This is a genomic window from Cronobacter sakazakii (assembly GCF_000982825.1).
GTDB classification, from domain to species: Bacteria; Pseudomonadota; Gammaproteobacteria; order Enterobacterales; family Enterobacteriaceae; genus Cronobacter; species Cronobacter sakazakii.
On the sequence record NZ_CP011047.1, the window covers coordinates 4,416,879 to 4,434,219 of the forward strand.

Genomic DNA, 17,341 nt, shown 5'->3' on the forward strand with positions numbered 1-17,341 from the left:
CGTTTTTTTATTCAGGCTTAACGCCGCGGATAGTCATCGCTGTTGATCCAGGCGTGGTCCTCTTCCCAGGTAAACAGCCATTGGCGTTCCGGCCCGGCCATCACATTCAGGTAGTAACTGTCATAACCCGCGATCGCCGCCACGGGATGATAGCCGCGCGGCACCATGACCACATCGTGATTGTAAGGCGCCATGCAGGCGTCCAGGCTACGGTCATCGGTATAGACCCGCTGAAAAGCGAAGCCCTGCGGCGGATCGAAACGGTGGTAGTAGGTCTCTTCAAGCTGCGTCTCTTTCCCCGGCACCGGGGTGTCGTGCTTGTGCGCGGGCCAGGAGCTGGTGGCGCCCTCTTCGGTATAGACCTCCACCACCAGCAGACAGTCCGCCTCGCCGCTGTCCGGCAGGATGTTATGCACCAGCCGCTGGTTACGCCCTTTACCGCGATGCTCAACGCCCACCTCTTCAGGCGAAATCACCCTCGCAGGCCGCGTGCCCTTGCCCGGTGCGCTGCACACGGCAAGCTCCAGATCGGAATCGGCGGTCACTTCAATGCGCTCCTGCGGCGGCACGTAGACCGCCCACGGCGGCGTGCGCTCAAACGGCGACATCCGCCCGCCGAGGCCCGGAAACTCCGCGTTACGGGTTTTCACCGAGGCGAGCCCCGCCACCAGCACCAGGCACTGCTCCCGGTCGCCGCTCTCAAGCGTGAGCGTTTCGCCCTGTTTCAGCATCCAGACATCAAAGCCGATATAGCGCCAGCCGGCGCTTTCCGGGGTGATGTGCTGTATCTGGCGCGCGTCGCGCTGCGCCTTTGCAAGTAACGACATGGCTCCTCCTGGAAAAACTTAACCGAGCGTCGGCATACTGAATTCAGAGACGGTCTGCTGTCCCTGCGGCCAGCGCACCGTGGCGGTTTTCATGCGGGTATAGAACCGCACGCCGTCCGGCCCGTGGACATTCAGCGCGCCGAAAACCGAACGTTTCCAGCCGCCAAAGCTGTGGAACGCCATCGGCACCGGCACAGGGACGTTGACGCCCACCATCCCCGCCTGAACGTCATGCACGAATTCGCGCGCCGTATGGCCGTTGCTGGTGAAAATCGCGCTGCCGTTGCCAAACTCATGGCTGTTAATCAGCGCCAGCGCGCGCTCGTAATCCGGCGCGCGGACGATGCCGAGCACAGGCCCGAAGATCTCTTCGCGCCAGATGACCATCTCCGGCGTTACGTTATCAAACAGCGTGCCGCCGACGTAGTAGCCCGCTTCATAGCCTGGCAGACGGAATTTACGGCCATCGACCACCAGTTTCGCGCCTTCGCTGACGCCTTTTTCAATATAGCCCAGCACTTTTTTCTGGTGGACGTCGGAAACCACCGGCCCCATTTCGTTCTCTTCCGGCCCGCGCATACAGCCCGGCCCGACTTTCAGCGCTTCCACCAGCGGCGTGAGGCGCGCAATCAGTTTATCCGCCGTTTCGTCGCCCACCGCGACCACAATCGGCAGCGCCATGCAGCGCTCGCCTGCAGAACCAAACGCGCCGCCCATAATGGCGTTTACCGTGGCGTCGAGATCGGCATCCGGCATCACAATGGCGTGGTTTTTCGCCGCGCCGAACGCCTGCACGCGTTTACCGTAAGCGCTGGCGGTTTTGTAGATATGCTCCGCCACGCCGGACGAGCCGACAAAGCTGACCGCCGCGATGTGCGGATCGGTGTAGAGCTGTTCGGCGTCTTCATTACTGCAATGCACCACGTTGAACACGCCATCCGGCAGCCCGGCTTCTGACAGCAGCTCAGCGAGGCGCACCGCGGCGGTCGGCGCCAGCGCGGGCGGTTTCAGCACAAAGCTGTTGCCGCAGGCGAGCGCTATCGGGAACATCCACATCGGCACCATCGCCGGGAAGTTAAACGGTGTGATCCCCGCCACCACGCCGAGCGGCTGCATCAGCGAGTAGCTGTCGACGCGGGTGCCGACATCAGAGGAGTATTCCCCTTTAATCAGGTGCGGAATGCCGCAGGCGAACTCCACCACTTCCATGCCGCGCGTCAGCTCGCCCATAGCGTCCGACCAGACCTTGCCATGCTCGCTGACGATAATCGCCGCCAGCTCGTCGGCATGTTTCTCAAGCAGCATTTTGAAATGAAACAGCACCCTGGCGCGGCGCAGCGGCGTCGTGTTGGCCCAGCCGTGGAACGCCTCATGGGCGACCTGGATTGCCGCCGAGACCTCTTGCGCCGTGGATTGCGTGACCTCGCGCACCGGTTTGCCCGTGGCCGGATCGAAGACCGGCACCGTCTGGCCGCTGCTGCTGTTGCAAATTTTCCCGCCGATAAAGTTTCCTGTGATATTCATGCTTAGCCTCGTCGTCTGGAGGGGGTCAATGCGGGAGCCGTGGCGGCTCGCGTAAAAACATCTGTCTTCATCCTGGCTAAATGAAATGAATATTTCAATAAAACCAATAAATGAAATTTAATTTTGGTGAGCATTGTCGCATTTTCGACGCAACCGCTTCTCTGCTTCTGCCACATTCACCCTTATCCTGAGAAAAAACGCGGAATATTACGCTTCTGGCAAGGAAACGCTGCCTCCACGATGGCTTTTTTGCGAAGCCGATCAAAGAAGCGAAATTTCAAATATTGCCAATTATGAAATAAATGTTTTGATTACAGGCAGGCCAGCTTTCATTCTGTGACTTCCAGGAGAGTACGATGACCATTGCACTGCACCGCTTCTGCGTTAACCGCAAAATCGCCCCGGCGCTGGATATCCCGGCGTTTTTTAAACTGGTCAACCGGCTTGGGCTGAATAAGGTCGAGCTGCGTAACGATATGCCCGGCGGTAACGTCACCGACGATTTGAGCGCAGCGCAGGTGCGCGAGCTGGCGGCGCGTTACGACATCGACATTGTGACCATTAACGCCGTCTACCCGTTTAACCAGCGCACACCCGCGGTGCGCGAGCTGACCGAATCGCTGCTGAAAGACGCGCAGGCGGTGGGCGCGGCGGGGCTGGTGCTCTGTCCGTTAAACAACGGCACGCCCGTCGGGCCGGCGGAAACCCTGGCGGCATTGCAGGATCTTGCTCCGTTGTTTGACCATTACGGGATTCAGGGGCTGGTGGAGCCGCTTGGTTTTCCACAAAGCTCGCTGCGCTCGGCGGCCGAAGCGCAGACGCTTATTCGCGACGCGAAAGTGCCGTTTAAACTGCTGATCGACACCTTCCACCATGCGCTCTACCCGCAGGCGGCGCAGGCGTTTTCCCAGGTGGATGTGTCGATGATAGGACTGGTGCACCTCTCCGGCGTTAACGATCCGCGCCCGCTTGAGACGCTGACCGACGATCAGCGCCTGATGCTGATGCCGGACGACAGGCTGGAGACGATCGCGCAGATCAAGGCGCTTGAGGCGCGCGGCTATCAGGGCATTTACGCGTTCGAGCCGTTCTCTTCATCCATAGCGTCATGGCGCGAAGCGGATATTGAGCGGGAGATAGTCAACAGCATCGCGCTGGTGCAAGAAAACGTGGCCTGAGGGCTAAGCGCGCCCGAAAACCGGCGATAAAATCACCTGTGGTCGGGGCGCGGTTTCAGGTATGATGCGAGGCCAGACCCCGCGGCGACAGGCGTCGTCGGGGTTGTCCTTTATTCAGAACCGAGCGCGTCAATGAGAGTCACCCCGGCCAACACCCTTGAATCCATTATCTTTTGCCTGCTGTTTATTTTTTTCTTTCTGAATATCCCGCCGGTGCTTTTCGCACTGCTGCATACCGCCGAGCTACGCGACGTCGCCGCCGTGGTGAACGTGGTGCCTTTCCTTGATGACTTTAACGCCTATTTTATTGAACTGGCGGTGGTGTCGGTTATCTGTTCGCTGATAACGACCGTGGCGGGCAGAACGCTGTGGGCGCGCTGGGGCAGATGAAACAAACAACGGGAAGAGACGCTGGCGCAGGCGCGCCAGCGTGAAGCCGCATCAGATAGAGGTGCGGCGGTAGCTGCGGTATTCCGGCAGCCAGAAGTTTTCCTCAATGGCCTGTAACAGCGCCTCGGCGGAAGTTTTCACCGCCACACCCTGCTGCTGCGCCATTTTGCCTACCGCGAATGCAATATCCTTCGACACCTGCTGAATATCCGTCAGCGGCGGCAGCACCAGGCCGCTGCCGGTATTGACCAGCGGCGAATGCGAGGCCAGCGCTTCACTCGCCGCCATCATCATTTCATCGGTCACGCGCAGCGCGCCGGACGAAATAATCCCAAGCCCGATGCCGGGGAAGATATAGGCGTTGTTGCACTGCGCAATCGGGTAGGTTTTCTCTTTCACCGTCACCGGCTGGAACGGGCTGCCCGTCGCCACCAGCGCCGCGCCGTCGGTCCAGTTCAGGATGTCGTGCGGCGTCGCCTCGACGCGTGAGGTCGGGTTAGAGAGCGGCATAACAATCGGGCGGGCGCAGTGCTTGTGCATCTCGCGGATGATCTCTTCGGTGAAGAGCCCGGTCTGGCCAGAGACGCCGATGAGAATGTCCGGTTTGGCGTTGCGCACCACATCCAGCAGCGAGATCGAATCGCTCTGCGTATCCCAGCCCTGCAGGCTGTCGCGTTTTTGCACCAGCTTCGACTGGAACGACAGCAGGTTTGGCATGTTGTCGGTCAGCAGGCCGAAACGGTCGACCATAAAGACACGGGCGCGCGCCTGTTCGTCGCTTAAGCCGCCTTCGGTGCGCATCCACGCGATGATCTGCTCGGCGATGCCGCACCCGGCGGAGCCTGCGCCGAGGAAGACGATTTTCTGCTCGCTGAGCTGGCTGCCCGCCGCGCGGCTCGCGGCAATCAGCGTGCCGAGCGTCACCGCCGCGGTGCCCTGAATATCATCGTTAAAGCAGCAGATCTCGTCGCGATAGCGCTCAAGCAGCGGCATCGCGTTTTTCTGCGCGAAATCTTCAAACTGCAACAGCACGTTCGGCCAGCGCTGTTTCACCGCCTGGATAAAGTCATCAACGAACGCGTAATACTCGTCGTCGGTGATACGCGGGTGACGCCAGCCCATATAGAGCGGATCGTTCAGCAACTGCTGGTTGTTGGTGCCGACATCCAGCACGATAGGCAGCGTATACGCCGGGCTGATGCCGCCGCAGGCGGTGTAGAGCGAGAGCTTGCCGATAGGAATGCCCATGCCGCCGATGCCCTGGTCGCCGAGGCCGAGAATACGCTCGCCGTCCGTCACCACGATCACTTTGATGTTATGGATAGGCACGTTCTGCAGGATGTCATCCATGTTGTGGCGGTTCGGCCAGGAGATGAACACCCCGCGGGCGCGGCGGTAGATCTCAGAAAAACGTTCGCAGGCCGAGCCCACCGTCGGGGTGTAGATGATGGGCATCATCACCTCAAGATGGTTTTCCAGCAGGCGATAAAACAGGGTTTCGTTGGTGTCCTGGATGTTGCGCAGGTAAATGTGTTTATCAATATCCGTTTTGAAATCTTCAAACTGTCGCCACGCGCGCTCCGCCTGCTCTTCAATGGTTTCCACCACTTCCGGCAACAGCCCCAGCAGGTTGAAGTTGCTGCGCTCCTCCATGCTGAAGGCGCTGCCCTTGTTCAGCAGCGGGAACTCCAGCAGAACGGGGCCGGCGTAGGGAATGTAAAGCGAACGGTTTTTTTTGTGTTTGATTTCCATCTGTCTCACTCTTTTTTGCGCGGCAGAAGCCTCACCATTGGCTTTCTGGGAGCCGCGTCGGAACGGGCGGATTACCATAGCGGCACATAGTGTATAAGAAAGCGGCCCGGCACTCTTCCCTTAATGGACAGATTTGTCGCATCAATACCATGCAATTTATTCATCATGAAGAATTTAGGGGAGACGCACTCCCCCATGAACGGTGTGGCCGTCAGGCCAGCGAAGAATCGGGCGATTTCTCAAGCGCCGGGCGCGGGCGGCCCTGGAGCGTGAAGAACGAGATAACGGTAAAGCCAAGCGTAATCAGCCCGAGCACCAGATAGGTCTGCTGGAAGCCCACGGTGTCATACATCCGGCCCGCCCAGGTGGAGAGCACGACGCCGGAGAGCTGTTTGGAGAGGTTAAAGCCCACCAGAAACAGCGTGGCGGAAAGGCGCGGATCAAAAACGGCGGAAATGTATTTAAACGTACCCACCAGCAGGAACGGCAGCTCAAACATATGCAGCGTTTTGAGGATGATCACCTGCCAGTCGGCGGTGGCGAATGACGAGCCGATAATGCGCATCGACATAATCGCGCCCGCGATAAGCAGCGCGTTTTTGCTGCCAATGCGGTTGATGATAAACGGCGTGAAGAACATCACGGTGGCGTTAAGCAGCTCGCCGCCGGTGGTAACGAAGCCGAAAATCTGGGTGCCGCGCTCGGGGCTTGAGAAAAAGCCTTTAAAGAAGTTGGCGAACTGCTGGTCAAAGACGTCATACACGCTCGCCACGCCTACCACGTAGATGATAAACGCCCAGAAGCTGCGCATTCTGAACAGCTCGCTAACGAGCTTCATCGAGAACGCCTGGCTGGTCTCCTTCGTGCCGGAGATCAGGTTGCCGCTCTCCCCCGCCGGACGCGAGAACCACAGCACGCCCGCCAGGATCAGCGCGCACGCCGACGCCACCCAGAAGATAATATTGGGGTTCACGCCAAACAGCATGCCGGTCATCGAGGCGCACAGCGCCCAGCCCACGCAGCCGGAGACGCGCACTTTGCCATATTCAAAATTATTGGCGCGGCTGACGCGCTCAATGTACGCCTCCACCGCGCCGGAGCCGCTTGAGAAGACAATCCCGAGATAGCAGCCGCCGACAAACGCCCCAACCCAGATGTTAAACGCCAGCAGCGGTTTGAGCACAAAGATAAAAAACGGCGCGAACAGTACCAGCAGGCCGGTTATCGTCCACAGCAGGTGTTTGCGCAGCCCGAGCTTGTCGGAGATGAGACCAAACACCGGCTGAAAGATAATCGCGAACAGCGAAATACACGAGAAGACAATGCCGGTATCCGTTTTACTGAGATGCGCGACATCCGCCAGCCACACCGGGAAAAACGGAAAGTAGGCCGACATAATGAAGTAGTAGAAAAAGAAGAACAGCAAAAAGAATATGAAGTTCTGTTTTTCAACCGGGGTCAGGGCAGGCTTATTCATCTTTCACCTTCTGTGTGGAGGTTGTTTTTGTTGTTAACGCCGGGGCGCGCCCCGGCGGTCGCGCCCTGTCAGCCTTGCCGTCTGCGCAGGGTAAAGCGGTAGCGGTATTCCCGCGCGGTCAGCAGATATTCCGGGTGCACGCTCGGTGTCCAGGAGTCATCGCCGCCGACGCCCATATGGAAGCCGTCAATCGTCAGCCAGATACCCACCTCCGGCTGCAATTTATGCCAGTGGCTGGTTTCCATCAGCTGACGCGTGCCGTAAGGGCTTAGCGAGAAATGAAACTCGCCCTCGGCCTGCCAGCCGTTCCAGTTAAGCTCGCGGGTGTTGCAACGCAGGCCGTTTTCGCCGGGGAAAATATACGGCGTGGTGAGCTCTGAAAGCGGCAGCGTCCAGCGCGAGAAGCACGCGCTGCTCAGGCGGTCCGGGTAATTTTCATGCGGGCCGAGGCCGAGCCAGCTTGCCGTCTCTTCGCCGCCGCGTAACTGGCAGACGACACCCACGCGCGGCAGCGGCGGCAGTGCGGCGCTGCGCGCGATGTCGATATCGCAGTGCAGCGCGCCCTGGTTATCCACCACCATGCGCCAGCGGCTGAGAATAGCCGGGCCGTCCGCCACGCCTTTTACGAAGTACGCGTGCTGCGCGACGATCTCCACGCCGTCGCGGGTGGTCTGCGCGTCGCAGGCCAGGTAGCGGTGTTCGGTGTTATACAGCCCGGCGGCTTTCCAGCGCTCCACCCAGGCGTTCGGATCGATGCGTTCCACTTCGCTGACGCCGATATCGTTATCGATCGGCGCGCGGATGAACTGATCGGCAAGCGGCGTCAGCATCTGATCCACGCCGTCGTCGCTCCACTGTATCAGTTGACCGCTGGCGCGGCTCACGCGCCAGGTCTGACACCCGTGGCGAATGACAAATTCCGCGTCGGTGATCTCAAGCTGCGGCGCGTCGCCTGCCACAACCGGCTCCGGCAGCGCGAGCGGTGCGGCGAGCGGCCATTGCGCCCAGGCGCTGAGATGCCCTTCGGGCGACCACGGCGTCGCCTGCGGCTGTTCGACGCGCACGTGCAGCCAGATTTCCTCGTCGCCCGCGCGGGCGCTAAAGCCCGTGTCGCTGAGCGTCAGCACGCGGGATGCCTGCGGGCCTAGCTCCAGCGCCACTTCCCCGCTCAGGCGCGTCTCGCCGCGCACCTCGATGCTCCACAGCAGGCGCTCGTTGTCGCTCTCGCGGAACAGGTATTCGCTGGTCACCTCGATTTGCAGCGGGTTTTCACTCACCAGACGGAACTGGAAGAACTGCTGCTGATGCTTCGCCTCAAAGAGCGCCGGGTGCGGCGTGCGGTCCGGAAAGACCAGCCCGTTCATGCAGAACTGACGGTCGTTCGGCGTGTCGCCGAAATCGCCGCCGTAGGCCCACCAGCGGCTGCCGTCAGGCTCGACGCGCGTAATGGCCTGGTCGGCCCAGTCCCAGATAAAGCCGCCCTGCAGGCGCGGATACTGGCGGAACGCGGCCCAGTAATCAGCGAAATTCCCCAGGCTGTTGCCCATCGCGTGGGCGTATTCACAAAGGATCAGCGGGCGGGTTTCGCCAGGCATTGAAATCCACTTTTTGATCGACCATTTCGGCACCGCAGGAATCAGCTGGTCGGTCTCCACGCGCGCGTACATCGGGCAGATGATGTCGGTCGCGCGGGTATCCGCCCCGCCACCTTCATACTGCACCGGGCGCGTCGGGTCCTGATGCTTGATCCAGTTATAGAGCGCGGTGTGGTTCGCGCCGTTGCCCGACTCATTGCCGAGCGACCAGATAATAATGCTTGGGTGGTTACGGTTGCATTTCACCATCCGGGTGACGCGCTCGCTGTACGCGCCAAGCCACACCGGATCGTCCGAGAGACGGCTCATCGGCTCCATGCCGTGGGTTTCGATATTGGCTTCGTCCACCACGTACAGCCCGTAGCGGCTGCACAGCTCATACCAGCGCGGCTGGTTGGGGTAGTGCGAACAGCGCACGGCGTTGAAGTTGTTCTGCTTCATCAGCAGGATGTCCTGCACCATCGCCGCCTCGTCCACCGCCTGGCCTTTTTCCGGGTGATGCTCGTGACGGTTAACGCCGCGGATCAGCAGCGGCTGGCCGTTAAGCGTCAGCAGGCCGTTGTTGATTTCCACGCGACGAAAGCCGACGTCGTGCGCCTCAGAGACCAGCGGCATGCCGTCGGCGTCCAGCAGCGTCACCACCGCGCGGTACAGGTGCGGCGCTTCGGCGCTCCACAGCAGCGGGTTGTCAACGTCAAGCGAGAGCGTGACGCGTTCGGCGTAGTTGCCACGCTCATCAATCGGGGCGGAGCCGAGCGGTTGCGTCTGGCTCGCGATTTCGTTTTCGCCGTGCCACAGCGCGAGTGTCACGCTAAGCCCGCACGCAGCGGGCGTCACTTCCACCTCGCTGAACAGCGTGGCGTGACGCAGCGACGGCGCAAGCTCTGTATGCACGCGCACATCGGCCAGCGCCTGCTCCGGGAGATGCAGCAGGCTGACCGGGCGGAAAATGCCGCTCATGCGCCACATATCCTGATCTTCCAGATAAGTGCCGTCCGACCAGCGCAGCACCAGCACGCACAGGCGGTTGCGGCCCGCGTGCAGCACGCCGGTGAGATCGAACTCCGCAGGCAGGCGGCTGTCCTGCGAGTACCCCACCCACTGCCCGTTACACCAGAGATAAAACGCCGAATTCACGCCGCCGAAGACAATGCGCGTGCGGCCCGTCTCCAGCCACGCCTGCGGCACCTCGATATCGCGCGAATAGCAGCCTGTCGGGTTGTCGTCCGGCACAAACGGCGGATTCACCGGGATCGGGTAGCGCACGTTGGTGTAGATCGGCGTGTCGTAGCCTTCCATCTGCCAGTTTGACGGCACCGGCGTGGCGCGGGCGTCGCTGAGATCGGCCGCCAGCCAGACTTCCGGCACCTGGTGAGGGCTGGTGAAAAAGCTGAACTGCCATTCGCCGTCGAGCGACAGCACGGCGTCGGACGACTCTCCCCGGCGCGCCCGATCGGCGTCGCGCCAGCCGTGCAGCGGCGTATGGGACGGCAGACGGTTAACGCTGGTGATCGCCGGGTTCTGCCAGTCGTTGCGGGCAAGGATCGTCGCCAGCGGGCGCGTCTGAAGTTCGTTAAAAGCGGTCGTGGTGGGGTTTTCTGTCATGATGGTTCCCTGGAAACAATAAAAATGTCGTGCGCTAACATAAAGAATCAGCATGGCGGGAAACCGGACAGATCGCGAATGGCGGCGTTGCAGAATGCTGTCCTGGATCACATCACAGCGCATGCGGGATCGTGAATTGCGATCTGCGTCACAGCGATGATGTTAGCGCACGACATTACGCGCCAGAAATTGACTTTATCGCGCGCCATCGCCGATGATTCAGGCTACACAGGCAGAGGAATGGCGATGAAAAAACGACTCAGCACGCTGGATGACGTGGCGCAGAAAGCCGGGGTGTCGCACCAGACGGTGTCGCGCGTGCTTAATAAGCCAGAGATGGTTTCGCCCGCGACGCGCCAGCGGGTGCTGGAGGCGATGGACGCCTTACAGTTTGTGCCAAACCGCAGCGCGCAGCTGCTGGCCGGGAAAACCACCCGCACGCTCGGGTTTATCACCGTTTCTCTGGCGCTGCATGCGCCGTCGCAGATTGCCGCCGCCATTAAAAGCCACGCCGCGCGGGCGAACTACAGCGTGGTGATCGCCACGCTGGAAACCGGCACGCTGGAGGAGTTGCAGCGCTCGCTCAATGAAATGCGCGCGCAGAAAGTGGATGGCGTCATTATCAACCTGCCGCTCGGGGCGGAGGCGGCCGCAAGCCTCGTTAACGACAACAGCGATCTGCTGTGCCTGTTTCTCGACGTGCCCGCCGACAGCGACGTCTTTCACGTAAGCTTTGACCCGCGCGACGGCTCGCGCCAGAGCGTGGAGTTTCTGCTGAACGGCGGGCATCAGCGCATCGCGCTGCTCGCGGGGCCCGAACATTCGGTGGCGTCCGGCATGCGTCTCGCCTGCTGGCAGGAGGTGCTGGACGCGCACGGGCTGGCCCCCTGCGCGGTTTTACACGGCGACTGGAGTTCGAAAGACGCCTGGCAGCAGACGCTGAGCCTGTTCCGCACCCGGCGCGATATCACGGCGCTGGTGGTGGCGAACGATCAGATGGCGTTCGGCGCCATGAGCGCGCTGGATGAGCTGGGCCTGCGCGTGCCGCAGGATGTCTCGGTGATTGGCTATGACGACACGCCGGACAGCGCCTATTTCATTCCGCCGCTTACCACCGTTGAGCAGGATTTCAACCAGCTGGGCGCGCAGGCGGTGAGCCGCATGGTGGCGCGCCTCACGGGACACGGCGAGAGCGGATCTGCCCTGCTGCCGACCCGCTTTATCGAGCGCCGCTCCACCGCGCCGCTGGGCGACCGCAACGCCTCTCGCGAACGGCTGCTCGATGAGATGGCGCGCCTGGTGAAAGCCCTGCGCGAGTGCTGAGCCTCAGCGCGCTTTATCCTCCTGCTTCATTCGCGCGCGAATGCCGCCGTCAATGGTCGTAGTGTCCGCCATCGGCGTATAGATAGCGCCGGTCGTCGGGGCCAGCGGCTGCGCTTTTTCCACCGAGCGGTTAATCACTTTCGCGGAGAGTTTTTCCGTCATATCCGGGAAAAGATGGTGCGATAAATTCGACGAGCGCGCCTTCCAGCCCACCGGGATCTCCTCTTGCGGTTTGAAGCAGGCTTTGACCATCGCGTCGATGACTTTCTCCGGCGAATCCATCGCGGCCATGCGCGGCGCGTGGCCGGTATAGTTGGCGGCGTGGGTCCACCACGGCGTATCCACCGCCCACGGCATGATGGTCGCTACTTTGATGTCGTGGTAATCGTTAAGCCGCAGCTCTTCGTTAATGGTGCGACCGAGGCTCAGCACGGCGGCTTTGGTGGCGGCGTAGCTCGACTGAAACGCCAGCGGCACTTCGCTGTCCACCGAGCCGGTGTTAATCAGCACGCCGAAGCCCTGGGCGATAAAATGTTTCATCGCCACGTGCGCGCCGTAAATCACGCCTTTCAGGTTCACATCCACCAGCCGCTCATGATCGGCTATCGGGATCTCCCAGAACCAGCCGAGCGCCCCGATACCGACGTTATTTATCCAGACGTTAATCGGCCCGAAGCGCGCGATCGCCGCCTGCGCCAGCCGCTCCACCTGATCCGGCTGGCTGACGTCTGTTTCCACCGCCAGCGCGTGGCCGTTGTCAGCGTTAATCTCCTGCGCCAGCGCCTCCAGCGCCTCGCCCCGACGCGCCGCCAGCACGACGTTCGCACCCCGTTTAGCGAGCGCCAGCGCAGCCCCGCGGCCAAAACCGCTCGACGCCCCGGTGATAACGATAGTGGTATTGATCATTCGTTCTTCAGACATAGCGGCCCCTCTTTTTATCAGCAGATTGCCGCGCCGCTTCAGGCCTGAAGGGCGGCGCGGCCCAGCTTTCAGTCTGGACCGGGATGCGCAGAACGCAAAAAGATGGCTTTTATTCGCCAGCTGATCCTGAACTTAAAACCGGTTCGTTTGAGGGGAGACGGGTATTAAGGATTTGGTATGGGCGTGGGGCGGAATTAAACAGTATCTTTTGAGTTATGATACCAGGTGAAGTCAGCGCGGTTCAGCCCAGATGTGAATGCAAGCAATCACAATACAAATTGTACAAACAGATAAAGCGTCATTCAGGGAGAACAAAGATGAGTTTTGAGCGAAAGAAGGAACGTGCACTTACCATGATGGAAAGTAAAAACATGTGGCGCAGCAACTATGCCCCTCCTCTGTTGCGTCTGTTATGGAAGTCAGGATTAAAAATCCCTCCCTTACCTTTCGCGTCGTTCTGGGAAGTAACATTAATTATGGGATTCGGGTTTAGCCTTGTATGGGGGCTCGTTATGTGGTTTTTCACATGGCAAGCAATGGGCGTCCAACCTTCCTCGGCGATATTAAGGAGTCTCGCAGGTGGGCTTCTGTTTGGCATAATCATGGCAGCGTTTCATAGCTGGCGTAAAAAGGCCAATAATTTGCCTGACTGGAAAGACCTGTAAATGGCCTGCGAACGGCTCAGTATCGCTTACAGCCCGGTCATGCTAAAAGCGCCTCATACCAAAAGGGCGTTATCACATTCGCACCTGTCTTAGTGAGACTGTTTCACGCGGTTAATCAATGATGGCTGGCTTAGCCGTGACGTGTGGCCTGAAAGAAACCTCTTGCGATACATCCATTCTTTCGGTTTCGCTGACAAAAAAGGATGGCACCAGGCCATCCTTTTTCTTTCAGGGAAAACGCCGACCACTCAGGCGCGCAGACCGCCCGCCAGCAGCGTAAACACCTCGATCATTTTCGGCAGCGCTTCTGCGGGCTGTGGGCTTGCGGCCACCCACAGCGCGGCATTGAGCGCCGCGCCGTTCAGCAGCCGCGCGGCGGCGTCGGCGTCCACCGGTTTGATTATCCCGCGCGCCATCATGCTGATAACCGTCTCGCGCGTGACGTCGAGGCAGCTATTCTGGCTCGGCCACTGCGCCGGATCGCCGAGAAACGCCGGCCCATCCAGCAGCACGATGCGCCGCACCTCTTCATCCAGCGCCATCTGAATATAGGCGACGCCTTCGGCGATCAGCGTTTCCCAGGGGTCTTCGACGCCTGCCGCGGCCGCTTTCGCGCGCTGCGCCATCTCGCCGTCCACCTGGGCGACCACGACGGCGAGCAGCCCTTTTTTATCGCCGAAATTATGATACAGCGCGCCGCGCGTCAGCCCGACGCTGGCGGTGAGCTCATCCATTGAAGCCGCCGCAAACCCTTTCTCAGCGAACGCCTTTCGCGCCGCCGCGATGAGTTTCGCGCGGTTTTCTTCCATGGTGTCGATGCGCCGTTTTGCGGCCATAGGATCTCCTTTTCACATACGCGACGTATTTCAATTGACATACGCGGCGTATGTGTAATGATTATTCACATACGCCGCGTATATTAAATCAATTCCCGGCAAGGCGCATCCGGCTTCTTGCCCAACGCTAACAGGACACCCTATGACTTCTCGCGAACCTATCTTCCCCGCTAACCGTCATGCGCTGTATGAAGAACACGGTTATTCCGCCGCCATTCGCAGCGGCGATCTGCTGTTTGTTTCAGGCCAGGTGGGCAGCCGCGCCGACGGCACGCCGGAGCCGGATTTCGAAGCACAGGTACGCCTCGCGTTTGAGAACCTGCGCGCAACGCTCGCCGCCGCCGGTTGTACCTTTGACGATCTGGTGGATGTCACCACGTTTCATACCGATCCCGAGCGCCAGTTCCCGGCCATTATGGCGGTTAAACAGGCCATTTTCCCGGCGCCGCCGTACCCGAACTGGACCGCAGTCGGCGTGAACTGGCTGGCGGGTTTTGACTTTGAAATCAAGGTGATTGCCCGTATCCCGGACGGGCGGCGCGCATAATAAAAAAGGATGGCTCAGGGCCATCCTTTTTATCAGCCACTACACGTTACAGGCCGCGGCGCGCCATTAACAGCGCCAGATCCACCAGCCGGTTTGAGAAGCCCCATTCGTTATCATACCAGGCGAGGATTTTGACCATGTTGCCGCCAATCACCAGCGTCGAGAGGCCGTCGATAATGGACGAGCGCGGGTCGCCGCGGTAATCGCTGGAGACCAGCGGTTCATCGCTGTAACCAAGAATGCCTTGCAGCGGCCCTTCCTGGGAGGCCTTCAGGAACGCGGCGTTGACCTCTTCCACGGTAACATCGCGGGCGAGCGTGACGGTGAGATCGACAATCGACACCACCGGCACCGGTACGCGCAGCGAGTAGCCGGTCATGCGGCCATCGAGTTCAGGGATCACTTTACCAATCGCCTTCGCCGCCCCGCTGGAGTACGGCACGATGGAGAGCGCCGCCGCGCGCGCGCCGCGCAGATCTTTCTCCGGCTGGTCGTGGAGCGCCTGGCTGTTGGTGTAGGCATGGGTAGTGTTCATCAGGCCGTGCTGAATGCCGAACTGCTGATGCAGCACCTGGGCTGCGGGCGCAAGACCGTTGGTGGTGCAGCTACCGTTGCTGACCACGCGGTGCAGCGCCGGATCGTACTGCTCATGGTTAACGCCCATCACGATGGTCAGGTCGTCGTTTTTCGCCGGGGCCGAAATAATGACGCGTTTCGCGCCGCCTTTGGTGATATGCGCTTCGGCCTGGGCTTTATCGGTAAAGAAGCCGGTGGCTTCGATAACAATTTCCACGCCCACGCTGCTCCACGGAATATTGCCGGGGTCGCGCTCGGAGAAGACTCGGATGGCGCGCCCGTCGAGCTTCAGCTCGCCCTCGCCCGCTTCCACGGTCGCCGGCAGCGTGCCGAGCAGGGAGTCATGTTTCAGCAGATGCGCCAGGGTTTTGCTGTCGGTGAGATCGTTAATCGCCACTACCTGAAACGCCTCATTGCCCAGCGCGGCGCGTAGTACGTTGCGGCCGATACGGCCAAATCCGTTAATGCCTACTTTAACCATGATGAAGCTCCTCTGTTAACGTTCTGTAGAGAGTGTGTAACAGAGAGCCAATGGCGTAAATGACGAGATTAGATCACTTTACGCCATCATGCGTGCGCAGAAGCGTTCGCGGTAATCCGACGGCGTGAGATGCAGGTTGCGCTCAAAGACGCGGCGCAGGTTGATAGCGTTGCCGAAACCGCACTGCGTCGCGACCTGCTCAATACTTTCGCTCCCCTGCTCCAGGCGCTGGCGGGCGGCGTCAAGGCGCGCCTCCTCCACATAGCGGGCGGGCGACACGCCGGTTTCACGCGTAAAAACACGGGTGAAATTGCGCGGGCTCATCGCCACATGCTCTGCCAGCCGCTCAACGCTGAGATCCTGCGCCAGGTTCTCAAGGATCCAGCCCTGGAGATCGCGGATCGGGCCAGGCGTTTTCGCCTGAGTCAGCAGATAGCGGCTGAACTGCGACTGGCCGCCGGGGCGGCGCAGGTACATCACCAGCTCCTGCGCGACGTTACGCGCCAGCTCAAAACCGCCGTCTTCTTCCAGCAGCGCCAGCGTCAGATCAAACCCCGAGGTTACGCCTGCCGACGTCCAGATATCGCCGTCCTGCACGTAAATCGGCCCGCGCTCTACCGTCACCGCCGGGAAACGCGCGGCGAGCGTATCAAGCAGCCGCCAGTGGGTGGTGGCGCGCCGCCCGTCCAGCAGACCGGCCTGCGCCAGCAGCAGCGCCCCGCCGCACACCGAGACCACGCGCCGGGCATACGGTGCCGCCTGTGCCAGCCACTGCGCCACCTGGTCGCCCTCTTCTTCCGTCAGCCCGCGGCCCGTCACCATGATGGTGTCAAACGGCGTGTGCGGCGCGAGATCGCACAGGCGGTGCTCCGCCAGCAATTTAAAACCGGAGGCGCCGTGGATCACATGATGCGGCTGGGTGGTGGCAAGCGTCACCTGATAGTGTGGCTCAGGGGCATCCGCAGACCGCAACTGGTTGGCCCGGGTGAAGATATCGGCGATGCCGGTCGCTTCCAGCAACATGCCCCCTTCCGGGGCGATAATAAGAATAGTTTTCATGTCCTGAAAAATACGCTTTATACAAATTAAGTCAACACAGGCGCTTAACAGTATGGCGGTTTCAGAGCGTGTGATGGCGTGCTCAGCCCGGCATTGAGCACAGATAACGCTTTGTGGAATAAGTAAAATCGCAATAAATAAAAGGGAGGCGGGTTTTAGTGAGAGAGGAAACAGAGCGCGCTGATGTTATCGCGAGGCCGCGTTTTATTTCAGGAAATTCCCGCCGCTGGCGCAGCGGGGCTGACGTTACTGCCGCGATTGCCAGTCGCGCTCGCAGTGTTCTTTCGCTTCGGCCAGGAGATCACGCAGCTCCGGCGCGCCGTCGCTGTAACCGTAATCCATCGTGCTGCTGGCGGCCTGCTGCTCCTGCTGCGCGGCAAAACGGATCTCATCCTGCTGCGGCTGCCATTCACCGTTATCGTCACGCACCAACCGCGTGGCGTATTGCGGCTGCTTGTCATCCTCGCCGTAGATTTCATATTTACACTCAGGCGCGTTTTCCGGCCCAAATTCCAGGGTATCGATCAGATGCGGCTGTGCCATCGTGCCTCCTTCAACAGGTTAAAAATAAAGGGTAGTACAGGG

At 60.4% G+C, this 17,341-nt stretch carries 15 protein-coding genes; 5 read left to right on the forward strand and 10 right to left on the reverse strand.

Translation table 11 applies throughout. From position 1 onward, the window contains the following. Positions 1-17: 17 nt before the first annotated feature. Together iolB and CSK29544_RS20915 are read right to left on the reverse strand one after the other, a co-directional pair. Entirely contained in the window at positions 18-827 is an 810-nt protein-coding gene (iolB, locus tag CSK29544_RS20910; protein WP_007901727.1) for a 5-deoxy-glucuronate isomerase, read from the reverse strand. A gap of 18 nt (positions 828-845) precedes the next feature. Then, on the reverse strand, positions 846-2,351 hold the full coding sequence (locus CSK29544_RS20915; RefSeq protein ID WP_007847743.1) for a CoA-acylating methylmalonate-semialdehyde dehydrogenase: 1,506 nt from the start codon (positions 2,349-2,351) through the stop codon (positions 846-848). 356 nt (positions 2,352-2,707) lie between these two features. On the opposite strand from CSK29544_RS20915, the gene CSK29544_RS20920 reads away from it, so the two are divergent. Together CSK29544_RS20920 and CSK29544_RS20925 are read left to right on the forward strand one after the other, a co-directional pair. Beyond that, a complete protein-coding gene (locus CSK29544_RS20920) occupies positions 2,708-3,529 on the forward strand; it encodes a TIM barrel protein (RefSeq protein WP_007901722.1) in 822 nt (273 codons plus the stop codon). Positions 3,530-3,661: 132 nt separating this feature from the next. Further along, positions 3,662-3,919 carry a hypothetical protein gene (locus CSK29544_RS20925; protein ID WP_007901720.1) on the forward strand — a complete coding sequence of 86 codons (258 nt, stop codon included), beginning with the start codon at positions 3,662-3,664 and terminating at the stop codon, positions 3,917-3,919. Between the two features lie 51 nt (positions 3,920-3,970). On the opposite strand, the gene CSK29544_RS20930 is transcribed toward CSK29544_RS20925, so the two are convergent. The 3 genes from CSK29544_RS20930 to CSK29544_RS20940 form a co-directional block, all read right to left on the reverse strand. After that, complete coding sequence (locus CSK29544_RS20930; protein ID WP_015386970.1) at positions 3,971-5,671, reverse strand: NAD-dependent malic enzyme; 1,701 nt, start codon at positions 5,669-5,671, stop codon at positions 3,971-3,973. 211 nt (positions 5,672-5,882) lie between these two features. Next, positions 5,883-7,148: an oligosaccharide MFS transporter gene (locus tag CSK29544_RS20935; RefSeq protein WP_012125560.1), complete on the reverse strand. Its 1,266-nt coding sequence runs from the start codon at positions 7,146-7,148 to the stop codon at positions 5,883-5,885. Positions 7,149-7,216: 68 nt separating this feature from the next. Beyond that, positions 7,217-10,348, reverse strand: coding sequence for a beta-galactosidase (locus CSK29544_RS20940; RefSeq protein ID WP_029039056.1), 3,132 nt, complete (start codon positions 10,346-10,348; stop codon positions 7,217-7,219). 246 nt (positions 10,349-10,594) lie between these two features. On the opposite strand from CSK29544_RS20940, the gene CSK29544_RS20945 reads away from it, so the two are divergent. Further along, entirely contained in the window at positions 10,595-11,671 is a 1,077-nt protein-coding gene (locus CSK29544_RS20945; RefSeq protein WP_029039055.1) for a LacI family DNA-binding transcriptional regulator, read from the forward strand. Between the two features lie 3 nt (positions 11,672-11,674). Here CSK29544_RS20945 and CSK29544_RS20950 read toward each other — a convergent pair whose 3' ends face one another. Then, entirely contained in the window at positions 11,675-12,592 is a 918-nt protein-coding gene (locus CSK29544_RS20950) for an SDR family NAD(P)-dependent oxidoreductase (RefSeq protein WP_007895807.1), read from the reverse strand. Between the two features lie 317 nt (positions 12,593-12,909). Here CSK29544_RS20950 and CSK29544_RS20955 point away from each other — a divergent pair, with 317 nt between their 5' ends. Beyond that, entirely contained in the window at positions 12,910-13,257 is a 348-nt protein-coding gene (locus CSK29544_RS20955) for a DUF6404 family protein (protein WP_029039054.1), read from the forward strand. A 248-nt stretch (positions 13,258-13,505) separates the two neighbouring features. Here CSK29544_RS20955 and CSK29544_RS20960 read toward each other — a convergent pair whose 3' ends face one another. Next, positions 13,506-14,093 (reverse strand): TetR/AcrR family transcriptional regulator, encoded by a 588-nt coding sequence (locus tag CSK29544_RS20960; RefSeq protein ID WP_007895805.1) that lies wholly within the window; start codon positions 14,091-14,093, stop codon positions 13,506-13,508. Positions 14,094-14,235: 142 nt separating this feature from the next. Between CSK29544_RS20960 and CSK29544_RS20965 the strand changes: the two genes are divergently transcribed. Beyond that, complete coding sequence (locus CSK29544_RS20965; protein ID WP_007864971.1) at positions 14,236-14,640, forward strand: RidA family protein; 405 nt, start codon at positions 14,236-14,238, stop codon at positions 14,638-14,640. Positions 14,641-14,686: 46 nt separating this feature from the next. Here the strand turns inward: CSK29544_RS20965 and gap are convergent, their stop codons facing one another. The 3 genes from gap to CSK29544_RS20980 all read right to left on the reverse strand — a co-directional run bounded on the left by gap (position 14,687) and on the right by CSK29544_RS20980 (position 17,299). After that, the gene (gap, locus tag CSK29544_RS20970) at positions 14,687-15,697 is read right to left on the reverse strand and encodes a type I glyceraldehyde-3-phosphate dehydrogenase (RefSeq protein WP_007887986.1); all 1,011 of its coding nucleotides are present in this window, start codon (positions 15,695-15,697) and stop codon (positions 14,687-14,689) included. A 78-nt stretch (positions 15,698-15,775) separates the two neighbouring features. Then, entirely contained in the window at positions 15,776-16,756 is a 981-nt protein-coding gene (locus CSK29544_RS20975) for a GlxA family transcriptional regulator (protein WP_029039053.1), read from the reverse strand. Positions 16,757-17,002: 246 nt separating this feature from the next. Next, the gene (locus tag CSK29544_RS20980; protein WP_004386323.1) at positions 17,003-17,299 is read right to left on the reverse strand and encodes a hypothetical protein; all 297 of its coding nucleotides are present in this window, start codon (positions 17,297-17,299) and stop codon (positions 17,003-17,005) included. Positions 17,300-17,341 lie beyond the last annotated feature (42 nt).